The 13,906-nt window shown below is 72.9% G+C and carries 7 protein-coding genes; 4 read left to right on the plus strand and 3 right to left on the minus strand.

What is annotated here, in order from left to right:
• Window positions 1-179 precede the first annotated feature (179 nt).
• A complete protein-coding gene (ffh, locus tag C3V41_RS12400; RefSeq protein ID WP_106110508.1) occupies window positions 180-1,823 on the plus strand; it encodes a signal recognition particle protein in 1,644 nt (547 codons plus the stop codon).
• A 512-nt stretch (window positions 1,824-2,335) separates the two neighbouring features.
• Here ffh and glgB read toward each other — a convergent pair.
• From glgB to C3V41_RS12415, 3 genes are all read right to left on the minus strand, one after another.
• A complete protein-coding gene (gene glgB, locus C3V41_RS12405; protein WP_106110509.1) occupies window positions 2,336-4,558 on the minus strand; it encodes a 1,4-alpha-glucan branching protein GlgB in 2,223 nt (740 codons plus the stop codon).
• 66 nt (window positions 4,559-4,624) lie between these two features.
• A complete protein-coding gene (locus C3V41_RS12410; RefSeq protein WP_106110510.1) occupies window positions 4,625-6,139 on the minus strand; it encodes a 1,4-alpha-glucan branching protein in 1,515 nt (504 codons plus the stop codon).
• Window positions 6,140-6,275: 136 nt separating this feature from the next.
• A complete protein-coding gene (locus C3V41_RS12415) occupies window positions 6,276-8,417 on the minus strand; it encodes an alpha-1,4-glucan--maltose-1-phosphate maltosyltransferase (RefSeq protein WP_106110511.1) in 2,142 nt (713 codons plus the stop codon).
• 121 nt (window positions 8,418-8,538) lie between these two features.
• On the opposite strand from C3V41_RS12415, the gene C3V41_RS12420 reads away from it, so the two are divergent.
• From C3V41_RS12420 to C3V41_RS12430, 3 genes are all read left to right on the plus strand, one after another.
• Complete coding sequence (locus tag C3V41_RS12420; protein ID WP_165271650.1) at window positions 8,539-10,551, plus strand: ABC transporter transmembrane domain-containing protein; 2,013 nt, start codon at window positions 8,539-8,541, stop codon at window positions 10,549-10,551.
• A complete protein-coding gene (locus tag C3V41_RS12425) occupies window positions 10,548-12,296 on the plus strand; it encodes an ABC transporter ATP-binding protein (RefSeq protein ID WP_106110513.1) in 1,749 nt (582 codons plus the stop codon). Before C3V41_RS12420 ends, C3V41_RS12425 begins: the two co-directional genes overlap by 4 nt.
• A 123-nt stretch (window positions 12,297-12,419) precedes the next feature.
• Complete coding sequence (locus tag C3V41_RS12430; RefSeq protein WP_129591619.1) at window positions 12,420-13,709, plus strand: MFS transporter; 1,290 nt, start codon at window positions 12,420-12,422, stop codon at window positions 13,707-13,709.
• The last annotated feature ends 197 nt before the right edge of the window (window positions 13,710-13,906 follow it).

Raw genomic sequence — 13,906 nt, forward strand, 5'->3', positions numbered from 1 at the left:
AGCGGGGCCGGCGCGGGCCAGCCGGGCAGGGATCCGGCAGACCGGGCCGGGTCGGCAGAAACCGGTATCCGGCAGACCGGGCAGTCCCGCTATCCTGGGGCCAGAACCTGCGGCCCTCCGCCGCGCCCGCGCGCCCCCGCGGTGTGTGGGACCACCTACCAGCACCACGAGGACCTCACGTGTTCGGCAACCTCTCCGATCGGCTCACCGCCTCCTTCAACTCCCTGCGTGGCAAGGGCAGGCTCACGGAGGCGGACATTGACGCCACCGTCACCGAGATCCGCCGCGCCCTGCTGGAGGCCGACGTCGCCCTGCCGGTGGTGCGCTCCTTCACCGCGGCCGTGCGCGAGAAGGCCAAGGACGTGGCCCGCTCCCAGGCCCTCAACCCGGCCCAGCAGGTCGTGAAGATCGTCAACGACGAGCTCGTCGAGGTCCTGGGCGGGGACTCCCGCGAGATCAACTGGGCCCCCCACGGCCCCACCGTCATTATGCTCGCCGGCCTCCAGGGTGCCGGCAAGACCACCCTGGCCGGCAAGCTGGGGCGCTGGCTGCGCGACCAGGGCAAGCGCGTCCTGCTGGTGGCCTCCGACCTCCAGCGTCCCAACGCCGTCACCCAGCTGAGCGTGGTGGCCGGGCGCGCCGGGGTGCAGGTGTGGGCGCCCGAGCCCGGCAACGGCGTGGGCGACCCGGTCGCCGTGGCCCGCTCCGGCGTCGAGCACGCCCGGGCCAGCGGCTACGACGTGGTCGTGGTGGACACCGCCGGGCGCCTGGGCGTGGACGCCGAGATGATGGACCAGGCCGTCCGCATCCGCGACGCCGTGTCCCCCCACGAGATCCTTTTCGTCCTGGACGCCATGGTCGGCCAGGACGCCGTCAACACCTCGGTGGCCTTCCGCGACGGCGTGGGCTTCACCGGCGTGGTCCTCTCCAAGCTCGACGGCGACGCCCGGGGCGGTGCGGCCCTGTCGGTGCGCGGGGTCACCGGCGCCCCGGTCCTGTTCTCCTCCACCGGCGAGGGCCTGGGTGACTTCGAGCGTTTCCACCCCGACCGCATGGCCAGCCGCATCCTGGACATGGGGGACCTGCTGACCCTCATTGAGCAGGCCGAGCGGACCATGAACCAGAAGGAGGCCGAGGACGCCGCCGCCAAGCTCGCCCAGGGCACCTTCACCCTGGACGACTTCCTGAGCCAGCTGCGCCAGATCCGCAAGCTGGGCTCCATGAAGAAGCTCCTGGGCATGATGCCCGGCATGGGTCAGATGCGTGAGGCGCTGGAGGCCTTTGACGAGCGCGAGGTGGATCGTATTGAGGCGATCGTGTGCTCAATGACCCCCGCCGAGCGGGCCGACCTGTCCATTCTCAACGGCTCGCGCCGCAGCCGTATCGCCAAGGGCTCGGGGACCACCGTGCAGGCCGTCAACAACCTGGTGGAGCGGTTCGTGGCCGCCAAGAAGATGATGGAGGCCATGGCCGCGGGCGGCGGGGGCCTGGGGGCGGGCATGCCCGGGATGGGCTCCCTGCCCGGTGCCGGCAGGCGCGCCGGGGCCCGCCAGGCCCCCAAGGCCAAGCGGGGCAAGGGCGGTAAGAAGGGACGCAGCGGCAACCCCGCCAAGGCCGCCCGCCAGGCCCAGGAGGCGGCACGCAGGCGATCGGCCGGGGGCGACGACGCACCGGCCCCTGCCCAGGGGGCCTCCTTCGGGCTGGGGGGCGGCGCCTCCGCCGGAGGCTACGGGATTATGCCCAGCACCGAGCGCACCCCGGCCCAGGAGGCCGACCCCAGGGCCGCCCTCCCTGAGGACCTGCGCCGTCGCCTCGGGCTGTAGGCGCGCGACCTGCTGCGGGCTGCTCTCACTGGGCCCCGCTCCCGTAAGGGGCCAGGCCGCTCTCAGCGAGGCTAGCCCTTACCCCACCGGGGTCTGTCCTGGTCCGGGCGGGCCATGAGGACAGGCCGGTGCGGGCCCGAGGCGGGTGCGGGGATCGTGCAGACCGTGCAAGGCCCCGCGGGCTGTCGGCACGGCCTCTGGACAGTGCTGGTCGGGACCGTCCTGGTAGCACCGCGGGTGCCGTCCGTTCTCACGACGAACAAGTACCGTTCTCACGACGAACAAGTACCGTTCTCGCGAGCAATAAGTACCGTTCTCGCGGAAAGGGGGTGCCCCTGCCGCGGTGGCGGGGGCACCCCCTTGGCTGCCGGGACGGCCCTCAGGCCCTCGACCACAGCCCGGGTACCGGGATATTAGCCCAGGTGCCAGGTCTGGACCACAGCCCAGGTACCAGGTCTCACGGCCCGGGTACCCGGGATATTAGCCCGGCGTGGGTCCGCTGCTGAGGCTCCTCAGTCGCGGGTCGGGCGCAGGAAGACCGCGCCCATGGGGGGGACCCGCAGGCGCACCGAGGCCGGGCGGCCGTTCCACGGCAGCTCCTCGGCCTCCACGTGCCCGAGGTTGCCCACCCCGGAGCCGCCGTACTCCTCGGAGTCGGTGTTGAGGATCTCGTCCCAGCCACCGGCGAAGGGCAGGCCCACCCGGTAGCCCTCGTGCGGGGTCCCGGCGAAGTTCACCACGCAGACCAGCAGGTCGTTGTGGCCGTCGGCACCGGTGCCCTTACGCAGGTAGGAGATGACGTTGTGGTCGCCGTCGCCGGCCTCGATCCACTCGAACCCCCGGTGGGAGAAGTCGTCCGCCCACAGCGCGGGGGAGTCCTTGTACAGGGCGTTGAGGTCGCTCACCAGGTGCAGCAGGCCCTGGTGGCCCGGGTCGTCCAGGATCCACCAGTCCAGGGAGTTGTCGGAGTTCCACTCCGAGCCCTGGCCGAACTCCTGTCCCATGAACAGCAGCTGCTTGCCGGGGTGGGACCACTGGTAGGCGTACAGGGCGCGCAGGCCCGCCAGCTCCTGCCAGGCGTCGCCGGGCATCTTGGACAGCAGGGAACCCTTGCCGTGGACCACCTCGTCGTGGCTCAGCGGCAGGACGAACTGCTCGGAGAAGGCGTAGACCAGGGAGAACGTCAGCTCCCCGTGGTGGTAGCGCCGGTTGATCGGCTCCTCGGCCAGGTAGCGCAGGGTGTCGTTCATCCAGCCCATGTTCCACTTCAGGCCGAAGCCCAGCCCACCGTACTCGGTGGGGGCGGTGACGCCGGGCCAGGCCGTGGACTCCTCGGCGGCCATGACGATACCGGGGTTCTTCCGGTAGGCGGTGGCGGTGGCCTCCTGGAGGAAGCTAATGGCCTCCAGGTGCTCGCGGCCACCGTACTGGTTGGGGTGCCACTGGCCCTCCTGGCGCGAGTAGTCCAGGTAGAGCATGGAGGCCACGGCGTCCACGCGCAGGCCGTCGGCGTGGAACTCCTCCAGCCAGTACAGGGCGTTGGCCACCAGGAAGTTACGCACCTCGTTGCGTCCGAAGTTGAACACGTAGGTACCCCAGTCGGGGTGCTCCCCGCGCTGGGGGTCGGGGTCCTCGTACAGGGCCGTGCCGTCGAAGCGGGCCAGGGCCCACTCGTCCTTGGGGAAGTGGGCGGGCACCCAGTCCAGGATGACGCCGATGCCGGCCTGGTGGAGCTGGTCCACCAGGTACCTGAAGTCGTCCGGCGTGCCGAACCGCGCGGTGGGGGCGTAGTAGCCGCTGACCTGGTAGCCCCAGGAGCCCCCGAAGGGGTGCTCGGCCACCGGCAGGAACTCCACGTGGGTGAAGCCCGTCTCTTTAATGTAGGGCACCAGCTCCTCGGCCAGGCCCCGGTAGCCCAGGCCCTGGCGCCAGGAGCCCACGTGCACCTCGTAGATGCTCATGGGGCCCGAGTGCGGGTCACGGTGCTTGCGGGCCTCCATCCAGGCCTCGTCGCCCCACTTGTGGGTGGCCTCGGTGACCACCGAGGCGGTGGCCGGGGGGACCTCCGTGGCGCGCGCCATGGGGTCGGCCTTCTGGTGCCAGCTGCCGTCCTGGAAGCAGATCTCGAACTTGTAGCGGGCCCCCACCCCCACGCCGGGGACGAACAGCTCCCACACCCCGGAGGAGCCCAGGGAGCGCATGGCGGTGGCCGTGCCGTCCCAGTAGTTGAAGTCCCCGACCACGCGCACGGCCCGGGCGTTGGGCGCCCAGACGGCGAAGGCGGTGCCCTCCACCTCGCCCATGGGGCCCGGGTAGCGCTTGAGGTGCGCCCCCAGGACGTTCCACAGGTCCTCGTGGCGGCCCTCGGAGATGAGGTAGATGTCCATCTCGCCCAGGGTCGGCAGGTAGCGGTAGGGGTCGTCGACCGTGGTGGTGTCCTCGCCGTAGGTCACGGCCAGGCGGTAGTCCGGGATCTCGGTGCCCGGCAGGACCGCGACCCAGATGCCGTCCTGCTCGTGGGTGGCCGGGTAGCTGCCCTCGGTAGTGAGGACAGTCACGTTGTCGGCCAGGTGGCGCACGGTGCGGATGGTGATGCCGTCGGTGCCGACGTGGGCGCCGAGGACCTCGTGCGGGTTGTAGTAGCGCGCGTAGGCGACGTCCGCGAGAACCCAGGGGTCCACGTGGATGGGGGCCGGCGCGGTGCGGGCGGGGTCGGGGCTGGTGACGTCTGTCATGTTCTCACTCTCCCATGAGTGGGCTCTGGTTGGGGGGACTTTGTACTGGAAATCATCTTAAGGTGGTTATCCTCGCAGGCCAGCTCCTGTCAGGGCCTTCAGGCCCCGCCGGGGGATCGCGGACCAGTCCGGACGGTTGCGGGCCTCGTAGACCGCCTCGTACAGGGCCTTGTCCAGCTCCAGGGCGGCCAGGACGGTCTCGCCCTCCTCGCCCCCGGGCCCTTCGGAGGAGGACCGGTAGCCCGCCAGGAAGGCGGCGCGCACGGCGGGCAGCCAGGTGGGGTCGGGCGCCTTGCCGACGGCCGCGGCGTAGTCGAAGGAGCGCAGCATCCCGGCCACGTCCCGCAGGGGCTGGTCGGGCTCACGGCGCTGGGCCAGGGGGCGCAGGGGCTCGCCCTCGAAGTCCAGGACGTACCAGCGCCCCTGAGGCTCGCAGTAGAGCACCTGCCCCAGGTGGTCGTCGCCGTGCACCCGCGTGGAGGCCGGCAGGTGGTCCAGGGAGCCCAGGCGGGCGTAGAGGGCGTCCACAGCGGCCTGGAGGCCAGGTACCTCGGCGCCCAGGGAGGGGACCTCGGCCAGGGCCCACCGGGCCCGACGGCGCAGCTCCGCCTCCAGGGCGCGCGGGCTGACCGGCTCGTAGGTCCCCAGGGCCGACGCCAGGTGGGCGTGCATCTGGGCGGTGGTGGCACCCAGGTCCCGGGCCAGCGCCACGGCCCGCTCCCGCACCGGGGAGCCTGGGCCGTCGTCGCTCCCCGCCAGGGAGCAGAACAGGTTGAAGCCGTCAGTGGCCTGGTCCACCAGGACGCTGGCGACGGCGCCGTCCGCCGCCTCGGACGCCGCGTCCCTGGGCGCAGCGTCCTCGGACGCCGCGCCCCCGGGCTCAAGGGTCCCGGCGAGCTGGACGGTGGACCAGGCCACGGGCGCCGGGACACGGTCCCAGCCGTCGCGGGCCAGGGCGACGGAGACCTCGACGTCGGGGTTGCGCCCGGGCGCCAGGACGCGGAAGAGCTTGATGATCAGGCCCTCCGTGGCCGCGTCCTGGCTACCGGCCCCCTGGTCGGGGCGGGACCGGGCGGGGGCGTCCCCGCCGTCCGGGGCCGGCAGGACCACGCTGGTGTTGGACTGCTCGCCCGTCAGCACCCGGACCCGCTCGGCGCGCCGGGCGATGGCCCGCACCCCGGCGGCGTCCAGCACGGTCCCGGCCCGTTCCACGTCCCGGGCCCAGGCCCGCCAGAAGGCGGGGTGGTGCGGGCCGTCCACGAGGGCCGTCCCGTCCGGCAGGGCGAAGCCGGCCGCGCCGGGCGCCTCGCCCGCGCCGGTGAGGCGCTCCAGGGCCCCGGGGGAGTCCAGGACGAGGGGCACGTGCATGAGGACCGGGGAGTGGTCGGTGCGGGGCACGGCCACGACCAGGTCGCGCACCCCGGGGGCGAGGCGCGAGTCCGCCACCACGCGCAGCGCGGCGCCGTCGGGCGGCTGCCCGTCCTTGAGCGGGAACCAGCGGCGTTCGCTCATCCACGCCGCCAGGTGGGTCAGCAGGACCTGCTGCTCGGGCCAGGGCCCGGTCGGATCGGTGGGGGGCATTATTGCTCCTTGTCGTATCGGACGGATCGTATTGGAGAGGGCGGTCGGAGTGGATAGGTGGTTGGAGGGGCGGGCGCCGAGCTCCGACCGGCGCCCGCCCGGGCGGGGTCCGACCCGGGGCCGGACCCCGCCCCGCTCACTGGGGCTCGGCCGGGGACTCGACCAGGGGCTCGACCCGGAAGACGTGGGCGACGCGCCCCTCGAAGGGATCCAGGCGCACGTAGTTCTGCCCGCTCCACTCGTAGGCCGCACCGGTCAGCTCGTCGGTCACGCGCAGGACCGGGCGGGAGCCGTCGGTGCCCGGCGGCAGCCCCAGCTGCTCCAGGTTGAGGTAGACCTCGCCCTCCTGGGCCTGGTGCGGGTCCAGGTTCACCACCGTCAGGACCACGTCCTGCTTGCCGGTGGGGGAGAAGGCCGCGTCCACCCGCTTGGAGTAGGCGATGAGCTGGTCGTTGCTCGTGCCGTGGAACCACACGTCACGCAGCTGGCGCAGGGCCGGGTGGGCGGCGCGGGCGGCGTTGAGGCGGGTGAGCAGGATCTCAATGCCGTTGGTGCGGGCGGCGGCGAAGTCGCGCGGCTTGTACTCGTACTTCTCGTTGTCGATCTGCTCCTCGTAGCCCGGGCGCGGCGTGGACTCGGCCAGCTCGTAGCCGGAGTAGATGCCCCAGGTGGGGCTCATGGTCGCGGCCAGGACGGCCCGCAGCTTGAAGGCCGGCACCTTCCCGTTGGTCATGAAGGGAGTGAGGATGTCGTGGGTGGTGGGCCAGAACGCGGGGCGCAGCACGTGGGCGGTGTCCTGGGAGAGCTCGACCAGGTAGTCGGTGAGCTCCTGCTTGGTGTTGCGCCAGGCGAAGTAGGTGTAGGACTGGTGGAAGCCGATCTTGCCCAGGGTGCGCATCATGGCCGGGCGGGTGAAGGCCTCCGCCAGGAACAGGATCTCCGGGTTGGTGGAGCGCACCTCGCGGATGAGGCGCTGCCAGAAGGGCAGGGGCTTGGTGTGGGGGTTGTCCACCCGGAAGATCGTCACGCCGTGGGCGATCCAGGTGCGCACCACTCCCAGGATGGCCTGGTAGATCCCCTCGGGGTCGTTGTCGAAGTTCAGGGGGTAGATGTCCTGGTACTTCTTGGGCGGGTTCTCCGCGTAGGCGATGGAGCCGTCGGCCAGGACCGTGAACCACTCGGGGTGCTCGCTCACCCACGGGTGGTCCGGGGAGCACTGGAGGGCCAGGTCCAGGGCCACCTCCATGCCCAGCTCGCCGGCCCGGGCCACCAGGGCGTCAAAGTCCTCGAAGGTCCCCAGGTCCGGGTTAATGGCGTCGTGCCCGCCGTCCGCCGACCCGATGCCGTAGGGGGAGCCCGGGTCCCCGGGCAGGGCGTTCAGGGTGTTGTTGCGGCCCTTGCGGTTGGTGGTGCCGATCGGGGAGAGAGGGGTGAGGTAGAGCACGTCGAAGCCCATGGCGGCAATGCGGTCCAGGCGGGACGCCGCGGTGCGCAGCGTGCCCGAGTGCCACTGCCCGTCCTGGTGGGTGGCCCCCAGGGAGCGCGGGAAGATCTCGTACCAGGAGCCGGCCAGGGCCCGGGGGCGGTCCACCTGCAGCGGGTAGGCCGCCGAGGGGGAGACGTGGTCGCGCAGGGGCAGGCGGTCCAGGACGGCGGCGACGTCGTCGCTCAGGCCCGCCGCCAGGCGCTCGCGGGGGTCGCGGTCGCGGTCGCGCAGGACGGTGGCGGCCAACACCAGGGTCTCGACGTCCTCGGGGGCGCGGCCGGGCACGGCGGCGGCCCGCTCCATGACCAGGGCGCCCTCCTCCAGCATGAGCTCGACGTCCACGCCCGCGGGGACCTTGATCCCCGCGTCGTGGGACCACGTGGCGTAGGGGTCGGACCAGCCCTCCACCCGGAAGGACCAGGAGCCCGGCTCGTCGGCGGCCAGGCGGGCCTCGTAGCGGTCCAGGCCCAGGGCGATATCGTACATGCGGGCGCTGGGGCCGTCGGTGCCGTCAGGGCGCACCAGGACCGCGGTGGCGCCGAAGCGGTCGTGCCCCTCGCGGAAGACGGTGGCGCGGATGGGGATGACCTCCCCGGCCACCGCCTTGGCGGGCCAGCGGCCGTCCTCCACCACCGGGAAGACCTCGGTGACCGGGATCCGGCCGACGAAGGAGAACGGGGCGGGCTGCGGTGGCGCCTGGGGGTCGGCGGGTGGTGTCTGGGGGTCGGCGGGCTCGGAGGAACTGCTGTCGGGGGTCTGCGTGTGTCGGGTCACAGGACCAGGGTAAGGCATGAGGGTATCGTCAGCCACTTCGTGTGCGGCTGGCGGTGAAACTGGTCGCCCACCGGCGTGCCCCGGGCCTCGGGGCGGTCGTTACCCGCGCGTGTCGGCACACCGACCTACCATGACGCCCGTGGACAGCAGCGAGACGGGTGGGATACGACCGGGCCCGACGGCGTCGATCCTGGTAGCACGCCACCCCCGACGCTGGCCGCGCATGCTGTCGGTCCCCCTCGGGCCGCCCCCGGAGCTGCCCACCGCCCCAGGTCGGCTCCTGGGCGCCGTCGTGCGGATGTCAGCGCGCAGCGTGGTGGCCACGGCACTGGCCACCGGCCTGGGCTACCTGTGCGGGGCCCTCATCCCCCTGGCCCTGGGCCACCTCCTGGACGCCGGGCTGGAGCGGGGGCTGGGGGCCCACCTGGCGGCCCCGCTGGCGGCCCTGGTAGGGCTGGCCCTGCTCAACACCCTGGCCGCCGCCGCGGTCCAGACCGCCGAGATCGCCTCCTGGGGGGCCGGGTACATGGCCTCGGCGCGCGCGGCCGCGCACCGGGTCAGCGAGCGCGGGCGGGCCGTCACCGCCGAGATCCCGGCCGGGGACGTGGTCACTACCGTCAACGACGACACTGACTACGTCGGCGCCCTGGTCAACCGCCTGGTCACCCTGGCCGCGGCGCTGGGCACCGTGACCGTGGTGGCGGTCATTATGCTGCGTACCGACCTGCGACTGGGTCTGCTGGTCCTCCTGGGCCTGCCGGCCTGCCTGGCGCTCCTGGCCTGGGTCGGCAGGCCCATCCACGCCCGCAGGTCCCTTCAGCGTGAGGAGCAGGGCAGGCTGTCCACCATTACCACCGACGCCGTCGCCGGCCTGCGCGTCCTGCGGGGCATCGGCGGGGAGGACGTCTACGCGCGCCGCTACACCGCCCAGTCCGCGGCCGTGCGCGACGCCGGGATCCGGGTGGCCGGCCCCCAGGCCCTCCTGGAGGGGCTGGGGGCCGGTCTCCCCGCCCTCTTCACCACCGTCGTGGTGGGGGCGTGCGCCCTCCAGGTCGTCGCCGGGCGCCTGAGCGTGGGCCAGCTCGTCACCTTCTACGGGTTCACCACCTACCTGGTGGACCCCCTCAACGTGGCCGTGGACCTCATTGTCATCGCCACCCGCTCCTGGGTGGGGGCCCGCAAGGTGGGACGCCTGCTGGCGGTCAGGCCCCTGGTGACCGACGCGCGCCTCGCCGACCCGGTGCCCGTGCTCGACCCGCTGGGGGACCTGTGCGACCAGGTCACCGGGGTGACCCTGGCCGGTGGGTGCCTGACCGCTCTGGTGGGCCCCGACCCCGCCCTGGCGGCCGACCTCGCCGAGCGCCTGGGGCGCGGCGACGACGCCGCGGGCGCCGTGACCCTGGGCGGGGTGGACCTGCGGCGCGTCCCGGTGGACACAGTGCGGCGCACCGTCGTGGTCAGCGCCTCCCACGCCGAGCTCTTCGCCGGGAGCCTGGGCGAGGCGGTCCTGGGCGCCAGCGCGCAGCCGGCCGAGCCGGCCGGTCTCCCCGCCCTCCTGGCCGAGCAGGCGGGCCGGGACCAGCACGGCCAGGACTCCGTCGCCAGTGCCCCCCTGAGCCCCGCTCAGCGCTCGGCGGTCGGTGCCGCCCTGGAGGCCGCCGTGTGCGACGACGTCGTGGACTCCCTGGGATCGGTGGACGGCGCCCTGGCTGAGAGGGGGCGCAACCTCTCCGGCGGGCAGCGCCAGCGCGTGGCCCTGGCCCGGGCCCTGGCCACCCAGGCGCCCGTCCTGGTGCTGGTGGAGCCCACCAGCGCCCTGGACCCCCACACCGAGGACCTGGTGGCCCGCTCCCTGGCCTCCTGGCGCTCAGGGCGCACCACCGTGGTGGCCACCACCTCCCCGCTGGTGCTGGGGTACTGCGACGAGGTGGTGCTCCTGGAGGCGGTGCCCGACGGGGACGGGGAGCCGGGCGGGTGCCCCCGCCGGGTGCGCCTGGCCGCCCGCGGGACCCACCGCGCGCTGGTGGCCGGCCGGGCCGACTACCGTCGCCTCGTCCACCGCTCCCAGGGGGACGACGAGGAGGGGACCGGCGAGGAGGGCCGGGGCGTCCCCGGCCCGCAGGCGCCCGCCGGCGGCGAGGAGGAGGCGTGAGCTACCGCCTGCCCGTCGCCGGCTCCGCGGCGGTACGCCGCCGCTTCGGTGAGCTCGCCCGGGAGCACCGCAGGGTCCTGATCTGGGTGACCGTGGTGCAGGTGGTCTCCGCCCTGGCGGCCGTGGCGGTGCCGCGGGTCCTGGGCGCCCTGGTGGACATGGTCCGCTCCGGGGCGGGGCGTGCCGACGTCGCCCGGGTGGTCGTGGTGCTCGCCGTCCTGGCACTGGCCCACGCCCTGCTCGCCGGGGTGGGGGAGTACGGCGCGCGGGTGCTGGGGGAGCGGGTCTTCGCCTCCCTGCGTGAGCACCTGGTGTCCACCGTCATCCACCTGCCCCTGTCCGCCGTGGAGGCCGCCGGCACCGGCGACCTGCTGGGGCGCACCACCCACGACCTGGGCCGCCTCCAGTACCTGGTGCAACGCGGCGTGTCCCAGATCCTCGTCATCGTGCTGACGGTCCTGAGCGTCTTCCTGGCGGCGGTGCTCACCTCCCCGCTGCTCAGCCCGGCCCTTCTCCTGCCCGCCCTCCTCCTGGTCCCCGTCCTGCGCTGGTACCTGCCCCGGGCGGTCCCCGCCTACCGGGCCGAGGGCGCCCTGTGGGCGGTCGTGGAGGCCACCGTGGCCGAGACCGCCGAGCAGGCCGTCACCGTGGACGCTCTGGGCCTGGGCAGGCTGCGCGCCAGGGTGTTCGACCGCCGCCTGACCCAAGTGTGGTCCGTGGAGCGGTACACCATGTGGCTGCGGATCTGGATGATGGGCGCCGTCACCGCGGTCCTGCTCAGCCCGGTGGTGGCCGTGGTGGCCTGGGGCGCCTGGCTCATGGGACGGGGGCAGGCCACCCTGGGGGCCGTCACCACCCTGGCCCTCTACGCCTTCTCGTTGCGCGAGCCCCTGAGCCAGGCGACCTTCTGGCTCGACCTGGTGCAGTCCGCCGGCGCCGCCATGGCCCGTGTGGTGGGGGTGGACCTGGTGGAGCCGGACCGGCCCCCGGCGGTAGGGACCGGGGGGCAGGCGGTGGGGCAGGCCGTGCGCCTGCGTCATGTGCGCTACTCCTACGTGGCGGGACACGAGGTGCTCCACGACGTCAGCCTGGACCTGGTCCCCGGAGAGCGCCTGGCGGTCGTGGGCCCCTCCGGGGCGGGCAAGTCCACGCTGGGGCGCATGCTCGCGGGCATCCACCCACCCACCTCGGGCTCGGTGAGCGTGGGGGGTACCGAGCTGACCGCCCTGAGCGAGGCCGACCTCCACCGCCAGGTGGTCCTGGTCACCCAGGAGCACCACGTCTTTGCCGCCTCCCTGGCCGACAACCTCCGGCTCGCGCGGCCCGGGGCCACCGATGCCGAGCTTCGCCAGGCGCTGGACGCCGTCGGGGCCCTGGAGTGGGTGACGGGGCTGGGAGACGGGCTGGACACCGGCGTGGGCTCCGGGGGCCTGACCCTTACCCCCGGCCAGGCCCAGCAGGTGGCCCTGGCCCGGGTCGTGCTCATGGACCCCGCCATGGTGGTCCTGGACGAGGCCACCAGCCTCATGGACCCCGCCAGCGCCCAGGAGGCCGAGCACGTCCTGGACGCCGTCCTGCGGGGCCGGACCGTGGTGGCGATCGCCCACCGGCTGCGCACCGCCACCGACGCCGACCGAGTGGCGGTGGTCATGGACGGACGGGTCGTCGAGCTGGGCAGCCACGACCAGCTGGTGGCCCTAGGCGGGCACTACGCCTCCCTGTGGCGTTCCTGGCAGTCAGGCTGAGCGCGAGCCCGACGACTGGGTTCTCCAGTGGCAGCGGGGCGGGTATTTTCTTCATGTTTCAGTATCGTCTGCTGACACCTGTTCTGGTAGCCTGCATTGGGTGTAAGGGAAGGGAACGGTATTATGACCGATGACAAGCGGCAGCAGGCCGCATTGTCCCGTCTGGTGCGGCAGTCCCGGATGAGCATGCTTCTTGGCTGGGTCCTGTCTGCGGTAGGGAGCTCCCTGACAGAAGGATCCTCTCCGGCGCTGGTCGTGCTCTCCTCCCTGCCGGCGGCCTGGGTCGCCTTCTACTCCACCCTGGGGAACGTCGAGGACATGATCTCCCCGCTGGCCGTGCGCCTCCTGGGAGGGCTCAGGCCGGGACGTGTCCTGGTGGCCTGCGAGGTGTACGACGTCGTCCTCCTGCTGGGGTCCCTGACCGCCTTCTCCTTAGGGATCCCCATCGGTGGCGTGCTGGCCGCCTACCTCGTGGCCGCGTCCCCGCTCCCGCTCGTGCTCGATATCGTCGAGGAGATATACGGCGCCGAGATGGCGGAGTTCGACCCCGAGATGTCGTTCAGGTTCACCACGCACTTCTACTCCGTCTCCGCGCTCGTCAACAACGTGGTCTCGGTGCCCGTAGGGGTCGCCCTGACGTTCGTCTCGCCCGTACTGGTCCTGGTTGCCAACCTCGTCCTGTCCCTGATCGCCATCGCGCTGAGGTACCTCGGGGCCCGTGCCGAGGAGAGGGCCGTCCTCCTGGGCGGTGAGGTGGAGCAGGACGCGCAGGACGAGGAGCTCTTCGCCTCGTCAACGGCTGCGCTGGCCTTTCTCCTGAGACGGCCGGTGGTCTCCCCACTGAGCGTCCTGGGGCGTTCATTCTGCGCCGCGCTGTCAGGCTCCTACGTCCTGATCTACATCGGCACCGTGCACGGCCACGACTTCTACCTGTGGCTCATGGTCTGTACCGGCCTGGGCTCGGCCCTGGGGCCGCAGCTGGGCCGCAGGCTGAGGGCCGCCGTGGGGACCGCGACGACGCTCCGGGTACTGGCTGCCGCCAGCGCCGCGGCCTCCCTGGGGGCAGCGCTTCTGCTTCCCGCCCGGAGCGGCCTCTATGCTGGCTGCCTCATGCTCGTGCTCGTCCAGACCGCGAGCTGGGCGCTGGGGACCTCCTTCGTGGGCGAGAGGCAGGTGCTGCTCAAGGGGAAGCAGTTCCTGGACGCCACCACCTGGGCGCAGGCGGCCGGGGCCCTCGGGGGGATCCTGGGGGGCTGGTGCGCCCTCCTCCTCGCCGCGGACGAGGACCCGCGGCTGTCGCTCCTCGTCTGCACCGGCACCTTCCTCGTGCTGTACCTGTACCTCGGCCGCGCGAGCGGCTCGCCCGGGACGGACCAGTCTGACCAGACTGACCAGTCCGCGGGGACGCGGTAGGCGAGGCCGTGACCGCGGCCCGCGCCAGGTGGGTCAAGACCAGTCCGCGGGGGCGCGGTAGGCGATCGCGGTAGGCGGGCGACGGTGCCCTGCCCACCGCCGTGCCTTGCCATGGTGCCGGGTGCTGGCAGCTGGATCTGCTCGCAGTGGCTCGCTGAGATTGACCGCGCCCCGCGGTGCCGGGTGCCCTGGGGTTC

The organism is Actinomyces sp. oral taxon 897, assembly GCF_002999235.1.
In the GTDB taxonomy this organism is placed as follows: Bacteria; Actinomycetota; Actinomycetes; order Actinomycetales; family Actinomycetaceae; genus Actinomyces.

Excerpts from the sequence above, each read along its gene's own strand:
- glgB (WP_106110509.1), bottom strand. The coding sequence starts at position 4,558 with ATGACAGACGTCACCAGCCCCGACCCCGCCCGCACCGCGCCGGCCCCC.
- C3V41_RS12410 (WP_106110510.1), bottom strand. The coding sequence starts at position 6,139 with ATGCCCCCCACCGATCCGACCGGGCCCTGGCCCGAGCAGCAGGTCCTG.
- C3V41_RS12415 (WP_106110511.1), bottom strand. The coding sequence starts at position 8,417 with ATGCCTTACCCTGGTCCTGTGACCCGACACACGCAGACCCCCGACAGC.
- C3V41_RS12430 (WP_129591619.1), top strand. The coding sequence starts at position 12,420 with ATGACCGATGACAAGCGGCAGCAGGCCGCATTGTCCCGTCTGGTGCGG.